Raw genomic sequence first — 19,259 nt, 5'->3', positions numbered from 1 at the left:
CAGCAGCGCGGACGTCGGGACGAGGGGTGACGGGATGGACGGCGACGGTCTCCGGCTCAACATGAACGGCCTGGACTACCTGATCCTGGCGCTGTACTTCGTCACCGTCCTCGGGGTCGGCTTCGCCGCGCGCCGGGCCATCCGGACCAGCGTCGACTTCTTCCTCTCCGGTCGCTCCCTGCCGGCCTGGGTGACCGGTCTCGCCTTCGTCTCGGCGAACCTGGGCGCGTTGGAGATCATCGGAATGGCCGCCAACGGGGCCCAGTACGGCGTCATGACGGTCCACTACTACTGGATCGGCGCGGTCCCGGCGATGGTGTTCCTGGGCATCGTGATGATGCCCTTCTACTACGGCTCCAAGGTCCGCAGCGTGCCGGAGTACCTGCGGCTGCGCTTCAACCGCCCCACCCACCTGCTCAACGCGATCAGCTTCGCCGTCGCCCAGGTGCTGATCGCCGGCGTGAACCTGTACGCGCTGGCGCTCGTCATGCAGGCGCTGCTCGGCTGGCCGCTCTGGACGGCGATCGTGGTCGGCGCGGCGATCGTGCTGGCGTACATCACCATCGGCGGCCTGTCCGGGGCGATCTACAACGAGGTGCTCCAGTTCTTCGTCATCCTGGCCGGCCTCATCCCGGTCACAGTGATCGGCCTGGTCAAGGTCGGCGGGTGGAACGGCCTGATGGACGCGGTCGGCGACACCAAGCTCGGCGAGGCCGGCCTGCACGCGTGGCAGGACACCGGCAGCACGGCCAACCCGCTGGGCGCGCACTGGATCGGCATCGTCTTCGGCCTCGGCTTCGTGCTGTCGTTCGGCTACTGGACGACGAACTTCGCCGAGGTGCAGCGGGCCCTCTCGGCCAAGAACATGAGCGCCGCCCGGCGTACGCCGATCATCGCCGCGTACCCGAAGCTGTTCATCCCCCTGGTCACGATCATCCCCGGCCTGGTGGCCCTGGTCACGGTGAAGGGCCTCGGCGCGGAGAGCGGCGAGCTCCAGTACAACAACGCCATCCCGCTGCTGATGCGCGACCTGCTCCCCAACGGCGTGCTCGGGGTCGCGGTCACCGGCCTGCTCGCCTCGTTCATGGCCGGCATGGCGGCCAATGTGAGCGGCTTCAACACCGTCTTCACCTACGACATCTGGCAGGCGTACATCCGCCGTGACCGGTCGGACGAGTACTACCTGCGCATCGGCCGGTGGGCGACGGTCGCCGCCGTCGTGATCGGGATCGGCACCGCGTTCATCGCGGCCGGGTTCAGCAACATCATGAACTACATCCAGGCGCTCTTCTCCGTCTTCAACGCGCCGCTGTTCGCCACCTTCATCATCGGCATGTTCTGGAAGCGGATGACCGCGCTCGCCGGCTTCTGGTCGCTGCTGCTGGGCACCCTGGTGTCGCTGAGCCTCTACCTGCTCTACAAGGGCGGGGTGATCGATTTCAACTCCGACCTGGAGGAGAGCTTCTGGGGCGCCGGTCTGGCGTTCGTCACGGCGGTGGTGGTCGCCGCGATCGTCACCCCGCTCACCTCACCCAAGCGGGACGAGGAGTTGCGCGGGTTGGTGTACGGCATGGGCGGCGTCGACCTGAAGGGCGATGTGCTCGCCGGGGACGCCGCCTGGTACCGCTCCCCGGTGCTGCTCGGTCTGATCGCGGTCGCGCTGGCCGCCCTCTTCTACATCCCGGTCTTCTGAGGAAAGGGGTCGGCAGATGAGCAACGACGGCCAGCCGGCACAGGACCCACTGATCGACGAGGCACAGGCGGAGCAGCGGCGCTCGGCCGCGGCCCGGTTGTTCGACATCCGCCGTGTGATCGGTGGCCTCTTCGTCGCGTACGGGGTCATCGTCACGCTGATCGGCATCTTCGACAGCCGAGCCGAGATCGACAAGGCCGAAGGCGTACGGATCAACCTGTGGGCCGGGCTGGCGATGCTCGTGTTCGGTCTGCTCATGCTGCTCTGGCAGTGGTGGCGCCCAGCGGAGGCGCCGGAGCCGAACGAGCAGCAGCCCGACGCCTGACCGCACTGCGCTGGCACGGCCCGCCCCGACCGCCGGGCGGTGCGGCATGAGCGCGGCACGAAGGGGTACGCGGGGGAATCAGGCACCGTGTCGGACCCAGGAGGCAGCACCATGACCGATCGCGATGGCCAACCGCCGCTGGAGGACAGCCCCGAGGTCGCCTCGGCGGTGGACGATGACGCCACCGTGCCGCAACTGCGGACCGGGGGTGGCCCGGACCGGGACACACCGGGCTTCGCCGAACCCCGCGGTCGACCGGGCGACCTCGCACCCGACACCGACGAGCTGATCGGTGACCCGTACGCCGCCGGCACCGGTGCTACCGGGACGGGCACCGGTGCCGGCGGGGACAACATCCGCACCGGGGGCGAGCAGCCCTGGGAGCCGGAGGACCTGGTGATGGCCCGCGGGCAGGATCTGACACCGGAGAACCTGGAGAAGGCCCGCCGTGACCTGGCCGAGCAGGGCCAGGCGGCGATCGAACGCACAGTGCCCTGATCGGGCCGACAAACAAGGGGGGTCCCCGGCCCGACCTGTGACGGTCGAGCCGGGGACCCGGGGGGAACCTGCTGCCAGCAGTGCCTCACCAACCACTGGCAGCGGGTTGGTGCGTGAGCTACCCGATCAGAGCGCCGGGTAGGCGTTGCGCATGAGCTCCTGGAACTGGGCGGAGAACCAGGCACCGGAGATCGGCGCGTTGCCCAGAGCCCCCGACGGGTTGTTGCCGTTGCGGGCGTTGCCGCCGTACGTCGGGTCACACATCCGGTCGAAGCCCTTGCCCTCGTTGTTCGGGATCTCGCTGCTGGAGCCGTCCGACTCGCCCGGCGGCTTCACCCAGACGTAGGCGTCGATGCCCGTCGCCGGGTTCGCCCGGGGCCGCTCACCGAGACCGGCACCGGCCTGGTTGCACCAGTTGCCGAGGTGCGCCCGGCGGTCGATGCGGCCACCGTTGACGTACGTGTCGACGCTCGTCGTCGCGCCCGGCCCGGTGGGTCGAGCGGAGCCGCCCCAACCATTGCGGGAGGTGTCGATGAGCATGCCGATGTTCGAGTTGAAGCCCAACGAGACCAGCTTGGTCCGGAACGCCTGGGCGAACGACAGCTCGTCGACGTAGTAGTTCCAGTCGACCCACTTGGACTGCCGCACCGTCTGGCCGTTCACGTTGTCGGTGACCTTGAAGTACGGCTCCTGGAGCGCCGAGTAGTTCGCGGTGTTGGTGATGAATCCGTGCACGTTGTTGACAGTGCTGCCGGAGGCGACCGCGGCGGTCTTCAGGATTTCGGCGCTCGGGTTGAAGTTGCTGTCCCAACCGAGCCAGCCGTGGTGGCCGGAGTCGATGTAGTTGTAGACGTTGCCGATCGCGCCCAGCTTGGCCAGGGCGTAGCCGACGCCGTTGACGTAGGCGCCGTTTGCCTTGACCGTGTCGCACATGACCGTGCCGCCAGGCTGGCCGGAGGTGTTGGTCACCAGGTTCGGCAGCGAGTCGATCTCGATGATGTTGATGATCCGCAGGCTGCTGTACTTCGACTGACTCTGGATCGCGGCGATTGGGTCGATGTACTGGGCCTTGTACTTCGGCAGCTCGTCCGGACCCAGCTCACCGTTGGAGGCGAGTGCCGAGCAGTCCCGGCCGGGCAGGTTGTAGATCACGAACTGGATGTAGCCGGCGCCTTGGCGCAGCGCCTCGTCCAGGTGCTCCTTCACCCCGAAGGCGCCGTTGGAGCTGCTGTTCGGCGTGCCGTTGATCGCGGCGATCCGGTCCAGCCAGACGGCGGTGGGGTTGTTGGAAACCCGGCTTCCGCCGGCCTCGGCGTCCGCCTTGGCCTTCCACTCCGGGTTCACGTAACCGCGGACCCCGACGTACGGGTTGTCGACCTTGGTGCCGGGCGGCGGCGTGGTCGGCGGATCGGTCGGCGGGTCAGTGGGCGGGTCGGTCGGCGGGGGCGTCGTCGGTGGGGGAGTCGTCGGTGGGGTGGTGCCACCGTTGCAGGCCACGCCGTTGAGGGTGAACGAGGTCGGCTTCGGGTTGCTGCCGCTCCACGCGCCGTTGAAGCCGATGCTCGTCGACGCGCCGGTGGCCAGGGTGCCGTTGTAGGACATGCTCCGGGCGGTGACCTGGCTGCCGGACTGGGTGTACGTGGCCGACCAGCCCTGCTGCACCCGCTGGCTGGAGTTGGGGAAGGTCCAGCCGAGCGTCCAGCCGTTCAGCGGGTCGCCGACGTTCTTGATGGTGATGTTCGCGGTGAAGCCGCCCTGCCAGTCGTTACTCGTGTACGCGATGTCGCACTGCGTCGCGGCCTGCGCCGCGGTACCCGGAATCGTTACGAGCCCACCGGCGACCAGGGCACCCGCGCCGGCGAGCGCGAGGGCCCGGCGTGGGCCGGTTAACCTTCTCCACACATTCATGCCACTGATCTCCTTGGGCGAGACCGGGCCCACGTACGGCCCGGCGGGACGGCCCGATGGGCGTCCTGCACGGACGGCCGTCGGCGCCACGGGATTCTTTGGGGGGGCGCCCGACCCGGACGGGCGATAGTGGTGGTGGTGCCCGACCGATGCGTCGGCCGGTCGATCGGCGGCGGGTGCGTCGCCCGGTGAAACCGGGTGCCCTCGACTCCCTGCCTGCACGGTGTGGCTCTCAGAACCGCGTTCGCCGATTCTTGCATGGGAGCGCTTCCATGGCAATGGCTCGATGCGTTGCCGGAGCCGCTTCGGACGATACCTCCGAGCACGCCGGACCGGCACGCGCCGCCCGGAGCCGCAGCTATCGGATGCCGGGGCAGGCCAGGCACGGGGAGCGCGCAACACCGCGGCACACCCAGAGGCCCCCGGGATACCTGACACGACACTCAGCGCAGCGAAAGCCGCGTACCACCCCTTCACCTCTTACTTGGATCAAAGGTAAAACGCGAATCTTTCACTTCATAAGTCATGAAACGGTCTAACGTCGGTCTTAGCTCGGTTGTCGCCGAGCTCAGGACAACAGGGATGGAGTGACGCAGGTCATGGCTAAGAAGATGCTCGGGAAAGTCGTTGCGGGCGCCGCGCTCGGCGGCGCGTCGCTGCTGGTGTTCGCACCGGGGATCGCGTTCGCCGACGGCCACGACGACGGCAAGGTCTACGCCAAGCCGCACGTCGTCAAGGCTGGCGACGAGGTCAAGCTCCTCGAGATCTGCCCGGATCGGCAGGAGCACGCGTACGTGTGGTCCAAGGTCACCGGCAAGGTCAAGCTCAAGCCGGCGGATGAAGACCGGGGCGAGGACCGCGAGTGGCGTGAGGAGGAGGACTCCTCCGACCACGACAAGGGCAAGGACGAACACGGCAAGGACGAGAACGGCAAGGACGACAAGGGCAAGGACCACGAAGGCAAGGACGACAGCGGCAAGGACGAGCACGGCAAGGACGACAAGGGCAAGGACGACAAGGGCAAGGACGAGAACGGCAAGGGTGGCCAGGGTGGCGGCGCTGCCGCCGACGCCTACGGCGACGAGGGCAGCAAGGACTGGAAGGGCGAGGAGCACGGCCAGGACGCCGAAGAAGGCCGTGACAAGAAGGACTGGGACTCCAAGGACGAAGACAAGAAGGACTGGGAGTCCAAGGACGAGCACGGCTCGGAATACGGCTCGGACAAGGGCTGGGAGAACAAGGACGAGCACGGCTCCGAGTACGGCTCCGACAAGGGCTGGGAGAACAAGGACGAGCACGGCTCCGAGTACGGCTCCGACAAGGGCTGGGAGAACAAGGACGAGCACGGCTCCGAGTACGGCTCCGACGAGCGTGGCGGTTACGGCAAGGACGAGCGCGGCTCGGACGAGCGTGGCGGTTACGGCAAGGACGAGCGCGGCTCGGACGAGCGTGACTGGGACAAGGAGCGCGAGTTCGTCTACTACGGCGAAGCCAAGGTGGACAAGGACGCCAAGCCGGGTCGCTACGAGCTCAAGGGCTCCTGCGGCGAGGGCGAGCTCGTCGTGCTGCCGCACGGCGGCGTCGACGGTGGTGACGGTGGCGCCAGCACCGGCACCGACCGCGGCCTGGCCACCGGCGGGGCGGGCGTGCTCGGCGCTGCCGCGCTGGGCGGGATCGTGTTGATGCGTCGTCGGCGGACCGATGGTTCGCTCGTCTGACGTGACGACGACACCGGCCGGCGGCCGCCGCGGGAGACCGTGGCGTGCCGCCGGCACGGCCGTCGTCGTCACCATGGCCCTGATCGGCGCCGGCATGATCGGCGCCTCCCTGAAGACCACGCCCACTCCCCGGCCGCCACAGCCGCTGGCCCAGGCCGGCCCCGAGCCGACCGCGCCGGCGAGCACCGCCGACGATGCCCCTCCGGTCGACGGGCAGCCGGTCGACGGACAGCCCGTCGGTCAGTCGGCGGTCGGGTTGGCCCGGTCGGCACCGACGAGCATCGAGATCCCCCGGATCGGCGTCAACGCGACGATCATGTCGTTGGGCACCAACCCGGACGGCACCGTCCAGGTCCCTCCGCTGGACAAGGCCGACCAGGCCGGGTGGTACGAGCCCGGTGCGAGCCCGGGCGAGACGGGTAATGCGGTCATCGTCGGGCACGTGGACTCGGCGGTGCTGGGCCCGGCCGTCTTCTTCGACCTCGGCGCTCTGACCCCCGGCGACACCGTCACAGTGCGCCGCGCCGACGGGGTGCCGGCCACCTTCACTGTCGACTCGGTGAAGTCGTACCCGAAGACGGCCTTCCCCACCGAGTTGGTCTACGGACCGAGTGACCGGCCCGGCCTGCGGGTGGTCACCTGCGGCGGCCAGTTCGATCAGGCCGCGAAGAGCTACCCGGACAACATCGTCGTCTTCGCCACCCTGGCGGCCTGACCGACGACGAACGAACGCGGTCCGGCCGGTCGGGGTGACCCGACCGGCCGGACCGCGTCCGGCGTACCTGACTCAGGCTGCCGCGGAGGTCCGCACCAGGGTGCGGATCTGGCGCAGCAGCACCGACAGGGCGGCGAGATCCGCCCGCGACTCGTCGAACTCACCCATCGCCCGTCGGGCGCGGTGGATGGAGGTGGCGTTCGACTGCTCCCACTGCTGCACCCGCTCGTGCGGCGGCAGGTCGCCCGGGGTGGAGTCGAGCACCTCCGCGGTGAGCGCGGCGAGCGCGGCGTACAGGTCGTACCGCAGCGCCATCCGCGCAAGGGTCTGCCAGCGGTCCTCCCGCGGCAACAGGGAGATCTTCGACAGCAGCGAGTCCACCCGGAACAGGTCGGACAGCACGAAGTAGACCGAGGCCACCTCGCTGACGTCCCGCCCACTGGCGTTCGCGGTCTCCACCACGTCCATCAGACCGAAGCTGTACATCAACCGGGTGGCCCGCTCCGCCAGCTCGCGGGGTAGCCCACGCTCGGTCATCGAGTCCATGTGCGCGGCGATGCCCTGGCGCTCGTTGCCGTAGAACAGTTCCTCCAGCCCTGGCAGCAGCCGGGTGACCCCGTCGCGCAGCCGGGCGATCTCGGCCGGTACGTCGATCGGCGAGCGCCGGTTGGAGACCAACCACCGCACCGCGCGGTCGAGCAGTCGACGGGTGTCCAGGTAGACGCTGGTCTGTAGCTCCGGCGCCACCTTGTTGTCCAGCGCCTCGACCTCGTCCCACAGGTCGCGTAGGCCGAACACCTCGCTGACCACCACGTACGCCCGGATCACGTCGGCCGCACTGGCCGCCGTCTCCTCGACCACCCGGAAGATGAACGAGATGCCACCCCGGTTGATCGCCTCGTTGACCAGCACCGTGGTGACGATGTCCCGGCGCAGCCGGTGCCGGCCCATCCGGTCGGCGAACCGCTCGCGCATCGGCGTCGGGAAGTAGTTGACCAGAACGTCGGTCGTCCACTCCTCGTCGGCCAGCCCGTCGGTGAGGATCTCCCGCTCAAGGACGATCTTCACGTACGCGAGCAGCACGGCGAACTCCGGCGCGGTCAGCCCGGACTCGCTGCGGACCGCCAGTTCCTCGTCCGGCGGCAGCGCCTCCAACGCGCGGTCCAATCCGCCCGAACGCTCCAGCTCGTTGATCATCCGACGGTGCACCGGGAGCAGCGAGGCGGCCTGGGCCTGGGCGTTGTTGATCGCCCGAGCCTGGTCGTAGTTGTCGCGCAGCACCAGCTCCGCGACCTCGTCGGTCATCCCGGCCAGCAACTCGTCCCGGTCGGCCATGGTCAGCTCACCATCGGCCACCGCCGTGTTGAGCAGGATCTTGATGTTCACCTCGTGGTCGGAGGTGTCCACCCCGGCCGCGTTGTCGATGAAGTCCGTGTAGATCCGGCCACCGGTCAACGCGTACTCGATCCGGCCGAGCTGGGTCCAGCCCAGGTTGCCGCCCTCGCCCGCCACCCGGCAGCGCAGGCTGCGCCCGTCCACCCGGATCGCGTCGTTGGACTTGTCGCCCACCTCGGCGTTGGTCTGGGTGGAGGCCTTGACGTAGGTGCCGATGCCGCCGTTCCAGAACAGGTCCACCGGAGCGGTGACGATCGCCTTCATCAGGTCCTGCGGCGACAGCTGCGTGACGTCGTCGTCCAGGCCGATCGCCGCCCGGACCTGCGGCGTGATCGGGATGGACTTCGCGGTACGCGGGAAGATGCCGCCACCTGCCGAGATCAGCTCCGGGTTGTAGTCCTCCCAGGAGGAGCGGGGCAGGTCGAACAGCCGTCGACGCTCCGTGTACGAGGTGGCGGCGTCCGGCTCCGGGTCGAGGAAGATGTGCCGGTGGTCGAAGGCGGCCACCAGCCGGATGTGCTCGGAGAGCAGCATCCCGTTTCCGAACACGTCGCCGGACATGTCGCCGACGCCGACCACAGTGAAGTCCTGGGCCTGGGTGTCCAGACCCAGCTCACGGAAGTGCCGCTTGACCGACTCCCAGGCGCCCCGGGCGGTGATGCCCATCTTCTTGTGGTCGTAGCCGGCGGATCCGCCGGACGCGAACGCGTCGCCCATCCAGAAGTTGTGGGCCTTGGAGATCTCGTTGGCGATGTCGGAGAACGTCGCGGTGCCCTTGTCGGCCGCCACGACCAGGTACGGATCGTCGCTGTCGTGCCGGACCACATCCTCGGGGGGCACGATCTGCCCACTGACGATGTTGTCGGTGACGTCCAGCATCGCGCCGACGAACTCCTGGTAGCAGGCGACCGCCTCGTCCCGGTCGCCCGGCTTCTGCTTCAACACGAAGCCGCCCTTGGCGCCGACCGGCACGATCACGGTGTTCTTCACCATCTGCGCCTTGACCAGGCCCAGCACCTCGGTCCGGAAGTCCTCCCGACGGTCGGACCACCGCAACCCGCCCCGGGCCACCGGCCCGAACCGCAGGTGCACACCCTCGAACCGCGGCGAGTAGACGAAGATCTCGAACTTCGGTCGCGGCGCGGGCAGGTCCGGAATGGCCTGCGGGTCGAGCTTGAACGCCACGTACGCCTTCGGCCGCCCGTCGGCGCGCTTCTGGTAGAAGCTGGTCCGCAGGGTCGCCTCGATCAGCGTCAGGTACGAGCGCAGGATCCGGTCCTGGTCCAGGCTCGCCACGTCGTCCAGCGCGCCCCGGATCGTCTCCACCAGCTCACCGCTGCGCTGCTGGCGCTGCTCGGCGCTCAACTCTCCCGGCGCGAACCGGGTCTCGAAGAGCTCCACCAGCAACGCGGCGATCTTCGGGTACGCGATGAAGGTCTGCTCCATGTAGTCCTGCGAGAAGACCGTGCCGGCCTGCCGCAGGTACTTCGCGTACGCCCGCAGCACCACCACCTGCCGCCAGGTCAGCCCGCCGCGCAGCACCAGCTCGTTGAACCGGTCCACCTCAGCCTCGCCGCGCCAGGCGGCCGCGAAGGCGTTCTCCACGTGCGGGCGCACCTCGGCCAGCTCGTGATGCCCCTCGGGCAGCATGAGGCCGAAGTCGTACAGGTAGACCCGACCGTCGATCCGGTCCACCTCGTACGGGTGCTCGTCGACCACCCGTACGCCGAGCGAGTGCAGGACCGGCAGCACGGCGGAGAGCATCATCGGCTCGCCGTACCGGTAGACCTTGAACCGGACGTCCATCGCCTCGGCCAGGTCGGCTCCCGGCACCCGGGTGCCCGGCCGCGGCGCCAACTGCTTGCGGAACAGGTGCATCTCCAGCTGGCCGGGCTCCTCCAGCAGCTCCAGCTTCGCCAGGTCCTTCATCGCCTCGTACGGCGTGTGCCCGTCCTTGTAGCCCTCCGGGAAGGCGTCGGCGTACCGGGTGAACAGGTGCTTGGCCTGCTCGTCGCCGAGCTTGCGCTCCAGCACCAACCGGTAGTCGTCGTCCCACAGTCGGGTGGCGTCGGCCAACTCCTCGGCGAGCAGGTCGGCGTCGATGTCGCCGGGTGGCCGCGTCGGGTCGGTACGGACGATGAAGTGCACCCGAGCCAGCATCGACTCGGTGACCCGGGTGGTGTAGTCCACCCCGACACCGTTCAGCTCACGCAGCAGGATGTCCTGCATGCGCAGCCGGTTCTGGGTGGTGAACCGGTCCCGGGGAAGGTAGATCAGGCAGGAGATGAACCGCCCGTACGCGTCCCGACGCAGGAACACCCGCAGTTGCCGGCGGCCGGCCATCCGCAGCACGCCGACCACCGCGTGGTACAGGTCGTCGGTCTTGATCTGGAACAGCTCGTCGCGCGGGTAGGTCTCCAGGATCTGGATCAGATCCTTGCCCGAGTGGCTGCGCTGGCTCAGACCGGAGCGGTCGAGCACCTCGGCCACCTTGCGTCGTACCACAGGCAGCTCGCGGACGCTGGTCCGGTAGGCGGCCGTCGAGAACAGCCCCAGGAAGCGCCGCTCACCGATCACGTCACCGGCGGAGTTGAAGATCTTGAAGCCGATGTAGTCCAGGTACGCCGAGCGGTGCACGGTGGCCCGGGAGTTCGCCTTGGTGATGATCAAGAGGCGCTTCTCCAGCACCTTCTCGTGCGCCTCGGGCGTCATCGAGGACAGCGACCGCGCATCCGGCGAATCGGAGCGCAGGATGCCCAGACCGGTGCCGAGCACCGCCTCCAACGCCTTGCCGTCGACCGGGTCGGCGGCGTCGCCGCCGTCGGCGTCCACCAACCGGTACTCGCGGTAGCCGAGGAAGGTGAAGTGGTCCTGGGCGAGCCACCGCAACAGCTCCACCGAGTCGGTGATGTCCTTTTCCGGCACCGGTGGGCGGTTGTCGGAGGTACGGGCGGACGCCAGCTCGTCGGCGAGTGCGAGGGCACGCTGACGCATCTTCGGCCAGTCCTCGACCGCCTCCCGCACGTCGGTGAGCACACGCTGCAACTCGCGGCGCAACCGGTCCCGTTCGGCCGCGTCCCGGACCGGGTCGATTTCGATCCGCATCCAGCTCTCGATGATGTCGCCGGCGATCGCGTCGTCCGGTTCCACATCCGCGGAGACCTCGGTGAGCCGGCCCAGCGGCTCCCGCCGCACCACCACCAACGGGTGCACCAGCAGGTGCACGTCGAGGTGGTACGAGTTGAGCAACGCCGTCACCGAGTCGACCAGGAACGGCATGTCGTCGGTGACGATCTCGACGACCGTGTGGTGCTGGTCGGCGTGCGGTTCGTGGATCCGCAGCTTCAACTCGCCCGGCACCCGCTGCTGGGCGAGATCCCGGTGCGCCCGGGCCGCGTCGAGCATCTCTTCCGCCGTGAAGCCGACCAGCTCCTCGTCCGGGGCGAACCGCCAGAAACGGCCGACAAGTGTCGCCGCGTCGTGGTCGTCCCCGGCGAGCGCGACGGCCTGGGCCACCAGGCGCTCCGCGTTGGGAACGGGTTCGTCGAGCTCGGCGTCCTCCACGTCGTCGGCCAGCGCCTCGGCTGGCAGACCCAGATCGTAGATGGTGTCGATGCTCGACCCGGTCAGCCCGGTGACTCCCGTGTCGAGTCGGCCGTAGCCGTCCCCGTCGGTCGCCGAATCGAAGCTGTCATCGTCCCGGCCGGAGTCATCCTGCCGGAGGTCGGGTTCCGGTTTGATCGCCGGACGCCGGTCCATCGGTGCCACTCCCCTCGACCCACCGCGTTGTGGGTCACTCTGCCGCCCAGCCTAGGCCCTGCCGTTGTGCGCCTTCGTCGGCGGACCACTGGCCAGACGTCCGGATCGGGACTTTGTCCTTTCACCCGTTGCGGGTCCGAGGTAGGCCGGCTGCGGGATACCCCGCCACGCGATGTTCATCACACGGGTAGGGCTCGTCTTTGAGCGCGGCCGAGCACCTGCGGGACGTTGGGGACGGCGTTCCCGTACTACCGTGCGAGGGCAGTCCGAGATCGGAAGGACCAGCTTCATGCCCTTGTCGTACCCCCGGCCCCACCGGCCGAACCCCGCCCGCCGGCTCGCCGCTGGCGTCACCACGGCGCTGCTCGCGGCGGGTGTCCTCGTCGGTTGTTCCGGTGACGACGGGCCGCAACGCACCGTGGACGCCTTCCTCGCGGGCTGGCGCAGCGGTGACCTCCAGGCGGTCGGTCTGATCGACCCGCTCGGCTCGAAAGTGCCGTCGGCGGACGTCGCACGTGAGATCAAGGAGCTCTCCGGTGAGCTGGCGGCCACCCCGCCCACGCTGACGCGTCGCGGCGAGCCGAAGATCACGAAGGACATCGCGACCACCACCGTCCAGGTGGAGTGGGCCCTGCCCGGTCAGACCCGCTGGGCGTACGACAGGGAGGTCCGGCTCGCCCACGGCGACGACGACCAGTGGCAGGTGATCTGGGAGCCGACGGTGGTGCACGAGCAGCTCACCAAGGGTGACCGGTTGGCGCTTCGTCGCGACGCCGGTGCCCGCGCCGCCGTGCTGGACAACGCCGGGAAGCCACTCGTGACCCCGCGCACAGTGGTTCGGGTGGGTGTGCAGCCCAACGGGGTCGCCGACCTGAAAAAGCTCGTCAAGGACCTCGACGCGGCGTTCAAGGCCATTCGCCCGGCTCTGGTTCCCGGCGTCGACCTGGCCGATCTGCCCGAGAGGGTGGGCAAGGCCGAGCCGGGTGCCTTCGTCGAGGTGGTGTCGCTGCGCGAGGAGGCGTACCTGCAGATCAAGCCCCGGATCTACGACCTGCCCGGCACGAAGTTCGTCACTGACAAGCTCGACCTGGCGCCCACCCGCGAGTTCGCCCGTGCGCTGCTCGGCACCGTCGACCCGGCGCAGGCCGACGACCTCGCCGCGCATCCTGACCGGTACGTCGTCGGCGACCTGGTCGGGCACGGCGGTCTCCAGGGCCGCTACGACGAGCGACTGCGCGGCGGCCCCGGGCTGACCGTGGTGGTCGAGCGTCCGGCGGAGGGCGGCAAACTCGAACCCACCGGCGCCGAGCTGTTCCGCCGGGAGCCGCAGCCCGGGCAGGCGCTGAAGACCACGCTGGACGTCGCCGTCCAGAACGCGGCCGACGGGGCACTGCGCGCCGAGCCGCGCCGCTCCGCACTGGTGGCGCTCCGGATCAGCGACGGCGCCGTGCTCGCCGCCGCGAACGGCCCCGGTCCGGCCGGGCAGAACCTGGCCTTCGACGCCCAGGTGCCTCCCGGCTCCACCTTCAAGATGGTCAGCACGCTGGGCCTACTGGACCGGGGCGCGGTCACGCTGGACGGGCCGGTGGACTGCAAGAAGACCTTCACCGTGGACGGCAGGTCCTTCAAGAACTCGGACAACTTCGAGCTCGGCTCGGTGCCGTTCCGCACCGACTTCGCCAAGTCCTGCAACACGGCGTTCGCCGCGCTGGCCCCGAAGCTCGGCGGCGACGGGCTGGCCGCAGCCGGTCGTTCGCTGGGCCTGGAGGGTCAGTGGGACTTCGGCACGGACGCCTTCACGGGCAAGGTCTCGACGGGCGGCAGCCTCGCCGAGCAGGCCGCCGCGTCGTTCGGGCAGGGCACCACGTTGGTCAGCCCGCTCGCCATGGCCGGTGCCACCGCCGCCGTCGCCCGCGGCCGCTTCGAGCAGCCGAAGCTGCTGATCGACCCGGCACCGGCCAAGCCGGCCCCGGCGGGCGAGCAGCTCAAGCCGGAGTCGGTCGCGGCGCTGCGCACGATGATGCGCGAGGTGGTCACCGCCGGCACCGGCAGCGCGCTCAAGGACGTGCCGGGCGAGGTGTACGGCAAGACCGGCACCGCCGAGTACGACGACAACCCGGCGCACACCCACGCCTGGTTCGTCGGCTGGCGGGGCGACGTGGCGTTCGCCGTCTTCGTGGAGAAGGGCGGGGCCAGCACCGCCTCGGCCGTCCCCATGGCCGAGCGTTTCCTCCGCGCTCTCCCCACCACCTGACCCCCACACCTGGGGGCCCGCGGGGCTCCCGGCGCCGGGCCTTGATCCACTCGGCTTCGCTGAAGCTGCGGTGTCCGAGCCACTCGGACACCCCGGATTCCCTGAAACCGAGTCGATCAAGGCCGTGCGGCCGAGGGCCGGGTCAGGCGGTGTCGGCCTCGTGCCTCTCGGGCGTGTTCTGGGTCGACGGGGTGGTGCGTCGGAGAAGACCTGGGCCGGCCGACGCCGGCGGGCCGACCGGTTCGCGCTCGACCAGGGACGCGATGCTGGCAGCGACGCCCGACGGCTCGGAGTGGGCCCGCCCGCCAGTGCCTGGTGACTCCCCCTCGACAGGGACGTCGTACGGCACCGCGCTCACCGACGGACCGACGCCGGGGACACCGACGTCGGCAGGGCCGTCATCGGCGGACCCGAGCGCAGCAGGCCCGCTATCGGCGTGGTCGATGTCCGCAGGGTCGATGTCAGCGGGGAATTCACGCCTCGCAACCCGCTCAACGCCGTCGTGCCCGTCAAGCACAACCAGCCCGTCGAGCCGCTCGGCCCGGTTGGGACGCTCGGCACGGTCGAGCCGCTCGGCACGGTCGGAGCGATCGGTGGTGGCGGTCGAGATCCGGCCGTTGCTGCGCCGCGGGGAGGGCGTCGGCCGTGCCGCCAGCAGTCGGGGCGGCACTGCCTCCGGGGCGGTCACCGGCGCCAGACCGGCGACCACTGTGTTGACGATCTCGGCCGCGTACGAGCCGTCCGGGTCGTAGTCGGGGTCGAAGACGGTCAGCTCCACGCCGAGGCAGTGCGGGGTGTCGACCAGGCCGGCGAGCAGGATCTCCAACTCGGCGAAGGCGATTCCACCCGGGTCGGGGGCGTCCACGGCGGGCATCACCGCCGGGTCGAGCACGTCCACGTCGATGTGCACCCAGTAGCCCGCGCAGTCGGCGAGTTGCTCGTGCGCCCACTGGGCCGTCCGGGCGGCGCCTTCGGCGCGCAGCGCCGGCACCGGTCGGGTGGTGATCCCGGCGGCCTGGAGGTCGAGCCGGTATTCGTCCTGGGCCCGGATGCCGAGCACCACCACGTCGATGTCACGGAAGTAGGGCCGGCGGCCCTCCAGCGCGGCCAGGTCGGCCTGCCCTCGCCCGGTGACCAGAGCCAGGTCCTCACCGGCTGCGGCCCCGACGTAGGAGGCGTTGCCGGGGTGCCGGAAGTCGGAGTGCCCGTCGACGAAGACCAGCCCGATCCGCCCGCCGACGGCCTCGCCGAGGCGGTGCATGGCCAGGGCCGAGCCGAGGAGCACCGAGCAGTCGCCGCCGAGCACCACCGGGAACTCGCCCCGGTCGATGATCGAGCCGATGCGCTCGGCGAGGGCCAACGAGTAGTCGGCGATCTCCCGGGCGTGGCACACCCCGTCGCCGGGCCGCCAGTCGCCCGGGTCGTACCGGGCGGGGGTGACGCAGCCGGCGTCGCGGGCGCGGAGCCGGGCCAGCAGGTCGTGGTCGCGCAGCGCCCCGGGTGCCTTGGCGCAACCCGGGACCGACGTGGGCGTCGGCGGCCGTAGACCGAGATTTGTCGGCGCGTCGAGGACGGCGATCCGGCGCATCGTGAGCTCCCGTCCTCGGTGGTCGGGCGGGCCGGCCGGAACGCCGGCCCGCGCTGGCGTGCTACGAACTCAGAACAGGGCGCTGGCCAGAGCCCGACGCGCCGAGGCGACCGCCGGATCGTCCGGGCCGGCAATGGAGAAGAGCGAGACCAGGTGCTGGCGAACCGTCTCACGGTCCTCACCGGCGGTGCGCCGGACCAGACCGACGAGCCGGGCGTACGCCTGCTCGGCCAGGCCGCTGAGCACCTCGATGTCGGCGGCCAGCAGCTGGGCGGCGACGTCGTCGGGGGCGCTCTCGGCGGCGGCCAGCGCGGCGGACGGGTCGGCGCCGGCCACCCGGCGGGCCACTCCGACCTGGGCCAGCCCCGCCGTGGCCGCGGCGTCCGCCGGGGCGTCGGCGAGGATCTTCCGGTACGCCTGCTCGGCGGCGTCCAGATCGCCGCTCATCAGCGCGTCGTCCGCCTCGTCGAGGCGGGGGTCCTCCGGCTCGGCGACTGCCACGCCACCGGCCTTGAGCACTGCCTGGATCCACTGCCGCAGCTGAGCCTCGGGAACCACTCCGGAGAAGGCGTCGACCGGCTGGCCGCCGACGACCGCGTAGACCATGGGGATGCCCTGCACCCGGAACATCTGGGCGATTCGGGGATTTTCCTGCACGTCGACCCGGGCCAGCACCCAGGTGCCGCCGCCCTCGGCGTTCAGCCGCTCCAGGACCGGGGCGAACTCGTCGCTCTCCGGGAAGCCGGCCGCGCCGAAGAACACGACGACGGGCGTGGCCATCGAGCGTTCGAGCACGTCGGACTGGATTGTCGCCTCGGTGACGTCCACGATGGCGGTGTCACCGCCGGCGGTGGGCGCGCCGGGGGCGCCGTTGGACGGGCCGCCCTGCGGGGGCGTGCCGGGGCGGGTACTTGCTGGTGCGGGGCCACGCAGCGTGCTGAGGTCGACCGCGCCGCGGGTGAAGATCGACGAGGTGATCCGTGGGTCGCTCATGGTTACCTAGTCTCGCACGTGAGCCCGGATTCTCAGCTCACCCGCAACCCCGACGTTGCAACTCTCACGCCCCACGCCCCACCCCCGCGAGCTTGCACTTTCTGTCGCCGCTATGCCGCATTCATGCCTTATGGCACCGCAGAAACTGCAAGATCGACGGGAGTGGGGGTTCAGGGCTGGGGTTAGAAGCGGGCTGGTTCTCGGTAGGTGCCCCACTCGGCTCGCAGGGCGTCGCAGATCTCGCCCAACGTGGCCTCGGCGCGCACCGCGTCGAGCATGGCGGGGATCATGTTCTCGTCGGTACGGCTCGCCGCGATCATCCGGGTGACCGCGGCGCGCACCGCCTCCTCGTCCCGCCCGCTCTTGCGCTCGGCGAGCACCCGGCGCTGCTCCAGCTCCACCTCGTGCGAGATGCGCAGGATCTCCAGCTCCTTGGCGACCGTGCCGGTGTGGCAGTTGACCCCGACGATCTTCTTGTCGCCCTTTTCGAGGGCCTGCTGGTAGACGAAGGCCGACTCGGCGATGTGCCCGGTGAACCAGCCGTCCTCGATGCCGCGCAGGATGCCCGAGGTCATCGGGCCGATCTGGTGCGGCCCGTCTCCGCCGAGCTGCCGGATCCGGGCGAAGATCTCCTCCGCCTCGGCCTCGATCTTGTCGGTCAGCGCCTCGACGTACCAGGAGCCGCCGAGCGGGTCGGCAACGTTGACCACACCGGTCTCCTCCATCAACACCTGCTGGGTACGCAGGGCGATCTCGGCCGACTCGTCGGTGGGCAGCGCCAGGGTCTCGTCCAGCGCGTTGGTGTGCAGCGAGTTCGTGCCGCCGAGCACCGCCGCGAGAGCCTCGACGGCGGTCCGTACGACGTTGTTGACCGGCTGCTGCGCGGTCAGCGACACCCCGGCGGTCTGCGTGTGGAACCGCAGCCACAGAGCCTTCTCGCTGGTCGCGCCGTAGACGTCACGCAGCCAGCGGGCCCAGATCCGGCGGGCGGCGCGGAACTTGGCGATCTCCTCGAAGAAGTCGAGGTGCGAGTCGAAGAAGAAGCTCAGCCCTGGCGCGAAGACGTTCACGTCCAGCCCACGCGAGAGACCCAGCTCGACGTAGCCGAAGCCGTCCGCCAGGGTGTACGCCAGCTCCTGCGCCGCAGTCGAGCCGGCCTCGCGGATGTGGTAGCCGGAGACCGACAGCGGCTTGTAGCGCGGGATCTCGGCGGCGCAGTATTCCATCAGGTCGCCGATCAGGCGCAGGTGCGGCTCCGGGTCGAAGAGCCACTCCTTCTGCGCGATGTACTCCTTGAAGATGTCGGTCTGCAGGGTGCCGTCCAGCTTGGACAGGTCGGCGCCCTGCCGCTCGGCGGCGACCAGGTACATGCAGAACACCGGCACGGCCGGGCCGGAGATGGTCATCGAGGTGGTGACGCCGGCCAGGTCGATGCCGTCGAAGAGCGCCTGCATGTCCGTGGCGGTGTCGATGGCGACGCCGCAGTGGCCGACCTCGCCGAGCGCCTGGGGGTCGTCCGAGTCGCGGCCCATCAACGTCGGCATGTCGAACGCCACCGAGAGCCCGCCGCCGCCGGCGCCGAGGATCATCTTGTAGCGCTCGTTCGTCTGCTGGGCGTTGCCGAAGCCGGCGAACTGCCGAATGGTCCAGGTCCGACCGCGGTAGCCGGTCGGATACAAACCCCGGGTGTACGGATACTCGCCCGGCCATCCGATCCGTTCGAAGCCCGGATAGGTGGCGCCCTCCGGCGGGCCGTACACCGGCTCCACCGGCATGCCGGAGAGCGTGGTGAAGTCCGCGTCCCGCTTGCGCGCGGCGTCGTACCGGGCCTGCCAGCGCGCCCGTCCGGCGTCGATCTCGTCGGCGTCCATGAGCAGGGCTCCTCCTCGGGTCCTCGACTGCACGTCGAGTGTAAGGCCCCTACCTGAACGATCGCTAAGTCACGCCCTACCCGCGGGTAACAGCAGGCACGGCGTCGATCGCGCCGCGCACCTCTCAGGCCGGAGGCGTGGCGGGGGTTTCGCCGAACGCCATGTCGTCGACCCGGATGTTGACCTCATCGACCCGCAGCCCGAACGCCTCGACCGCCTCGCTCACTCGAGCGCGCACCTGACCGGTGACCTCTGACACCTGTCGACCGGCCTGGATCACCAACACCAGGTTGACCACTGCGGCGTCCTCGGTGACGTGGGCCGAGCAACCCCGCCGGGCGTCACCCACCTGGTCCAGTCCGACTCGGTCGAGAACCGCGTTGAAGAACCGGGCGACGTCCCCGCCCAGGTCGGCCACGCCGGGCACCGCGCGGGCCGCCGCGACAGCGATCTTCTCGATCACCTCGTCGGCGACCTGCGTCGTCCCACCAGCCGGCACCGACGCCCTGGTCAGCCTCTGTGTTGCTTCCAGGTCCACAGTC

At 69.9% G+C, this 19,259-nt stretch carries 11 protein-coding genes and 1 pseudogene; 6 read left to right on the top strand and 6 right to left on the bottom strand.

The genetic code is table 11. From position 1 onward, the window contains the following. The first annotated feature begins 34 nt into the window (after positions 1-34). From ACLQ3F_RS21080 to ACLQ3F_RS21070, 3 genes are all read left to right on the top strand, one after another. Positions 35-1,693 (top strand): sodium:solute symporter family protein, encoded by a 1,659-nt coding sequence (locus ACLQ3F_RS21080; protein WP_425850942.1) that lies wholly within the window; start codon positions 35-37, stop codon positions 1,691-1,693. 16 nt (positions 1,694-1,709) lie between these two features. Beyond that, positions 1,710-2,018: a hypothetical protein gene (locus ACLQ3F_RS21075; protein ID WP_355008983.1), complete on the top strand. Its 309-nt coding sequence runs from the start codon at positions 1,710-1,712 to the stop codon at positions 2,016-2,018. 111 nt (positions 2,019-2,129) lie between these two features. Then, entirely contained in the window at positions 2,130-2,516 is a 387-nt protein-coding gene (locus tag ACLQ3F_RS21070; RefSeq protein ID WP_357224280.1) for a hypothetical protein, read from the top strand. Positions 2,517-2,642: 126 nt separating this feature from the next. On the opposite strand, the gene ACLQ3F_RS21065 is transcribed toward ACLQ3F_RS21070, so the two are convergent. Continuing rightward, a complete protein-coding gene (locus tag ACLQ3F_RS21065) occupies positions 2,643-4,424 on the bottom strand; it encodes a glycoside hydrolase family 6 protein (protein WP_425850941.1) in 1,782 nt (593 codons plus the stop codon). Positions 4,425-5,023: 599 nt separating this feature from the next. On the opposite strand from ACLQ3F_RS21065, the gene ACLQ3F_RS21060 reads away from it, so the two are divergent. Further along, positions 5,024-6,142, top strand: coding sequence for a hypothetical protein (locus ACLQ3F_RS21060; RefSeq protein WP_425850939.1), 1,119 nt, complete (start codon positions 5,024-5,026; stop codon positions 6,140-6,142). A gap of 1 nt (position 6,143) precedes the next feature. Further along, positions 6,144-6,857, top strand: coding sequence for a class F sortase (locus ACLQ3F_RS21055; protein WP_425850938.1), 714 nt, complete (start codon positions 6,144-6,146; stop codon positions 6,855-6,857). Positions 6,858-6,929: 72 nt separating this feature from the next. On the opposite strand, the gene ACLQ3F_RS21050 is transcribed toward ACLQ3F_RS21055, so the two are convergent. Next, complete coding sequence (locus ACLQ3F_RS21050; RefSeq protein WP_357198576.1) at positions 6,930-12,011, bottom strand: NAD-glutamate dehydrogenase; 5,082 nt, start codon at positions 12,009-12,011, stop codon at positions 6,930-6,932. Between the two features lie 289 nt (positions 12,012-12,300). Here ACLQ3F_RS21050 and ACLQ3F_RS21045 point away from each other — a divergent pair, with 289 nt between their 5' ends. Next, positions 12,301-14,265: a penicillin-binding transpeptidase domain-containing protein gene (locus ACLQ3F_RS21045; RefSeq protein WP_425850937.1), complete on the top strand. Its 1,965-nt coding sequence runs from the start codon at positions 12,301-12,303 to the stop codon at positions 14,263-14,265. 619 nt (positions 14,266-14,884) lie between these two features. On the opposite strand, the pseudogene ACLQ3F_RS21040 reads toward ACLQ3F_RS21045, so the two are convergent. The 4 genes and pseudogenes from ACLQ3F_RS21040 to ACLQ3F_RS21025 all read right to left on the bottom strand — a co-directional run. Continuing rightward, positions 14,885-15,853: pseudogene (locus tag ACLQ3F_RS21040) on the bottom strand (arginase family protein); the annotation flags it as partial. Positions 15,854-15,922: 69 nt separating this feature from the next. Next, positions 15,923-16,846, bottom strand: a complete 924-nt coding sequence (locus ACLQ3F_RS21035) for a tetratricopeptide repeat protein (protein WP_357198581.1) — start codon at positions 16,844-16,846, stop codon at positions 15,923-15,925. A gap of 182 nt (positions 16,847-17,028) precedes the next feature. After that, positions 17,029-18,717, bottom strand: a complete 1,689-nt coding sequence (locus ACLQ3F_RS21030) for an acyl-CoA mutase large subunit family protein (RefSeq protein ID WP_357198584.1) — start codon at positions 18,715-18,717, stop codon at positions 17,029-17,031. A gap of 124 nt (positions 18,718-18,841) precedes the next feature. Next, positions 18,842-19,255, bottom strand: a complete 414-nt coding sequence (locus ACLQ3F_RS21025; RefSeq protein ID WP_196919465.1) for an Asp23/Gls24 family envelope stress response protein — start codon at positions 19,253-19,255, stop codon at positions 18,842-18,844. Between the last annotated feature and the right edge of the window lie 4 nt (positions 19,256-19,259).

This window comes from Micromonospora sp. DT15 (assembly GCF_049841475.1).
In the GTDB taxonomy this organism is placed as follows: Bacteria; Actinomycetota; Actinomycetes; order Mycobacteriales; family Micromonosporaceae; genus Micromonospora.
The sequence above is the reverse complement of the archived record's forward strand: the minus strand, read 5'-3'. Positions and strand labels throughout refer to the sequence as shown.

Bases quoted from the DNA above. Each gene is read 5' to 3' on its own strand.
- ACLQ3F_RS21080 (WP_425850942.1), top strand. From the start codon at position 35: ATGGACGGCGACGGTCTCCGGCTCAACATGAACGGCCTGGACTACCTG.
- ACLQ3F_RS21075 (WP_355008983.1), top strand. From the start codon at position 1,710: ATGAGCAACGACGGCCAGCCGGCACAGGACCCACTGATCGACGAGGCA.
- ACLQ3F_RS21070 (WP_357224280.1), top strand. From the start codon at position 2,130: ATGACCGATCGCGATGGCCAACCGCCGCTGGAGGACAGCCCCGAGGTC.
- ACLQ3F_RS21065 (WP_425850941.1), bottom strand. From the start codon at position 4,424: ATGAATGTGTGGAGAAGGTTAACCGGCCCACGCCGGGCCCTCGCGCTC.
- ACLQ3F_RS21060 (WP_425850939.1), top strand. From the start codon at position 5,024: ATGGCTAAGAAGATGCTCGGGAAAGTCGTTGCGGGCGCCGCGCTCGGC.
- ACLQ3F_RS21050 (WP_357198576.1), bottom strand. From the start codon at position 12,011: ATGGACCGGCGTCCGGCGATCAAACCGGAACCCGACCTCCGGCAGGAT.
- ACLQ3F_RS21045 (WP_425850937.1), top strand. From the start codon at position 12,301: ATGCCCTTGTCGTACCCCCGGCCCCACCGGCCGAACCCCGCCCGCCGG.
- ACLQ3F_RS21035 (WP_357198581.1), bottom strand. From the start codon at position 16,846: ATGAGCGACCCACGGATCACCTCGTCGATCTTCACCCGCGGCGCGGTC.
- ACLQ3F_RS21030 (WP_357198584.1), bottom strand. From the start codon at position 18,717: ATGGACGCCGACGAGATCGACGCCGGACGGGCGCGCTGGCAGGCCCGG.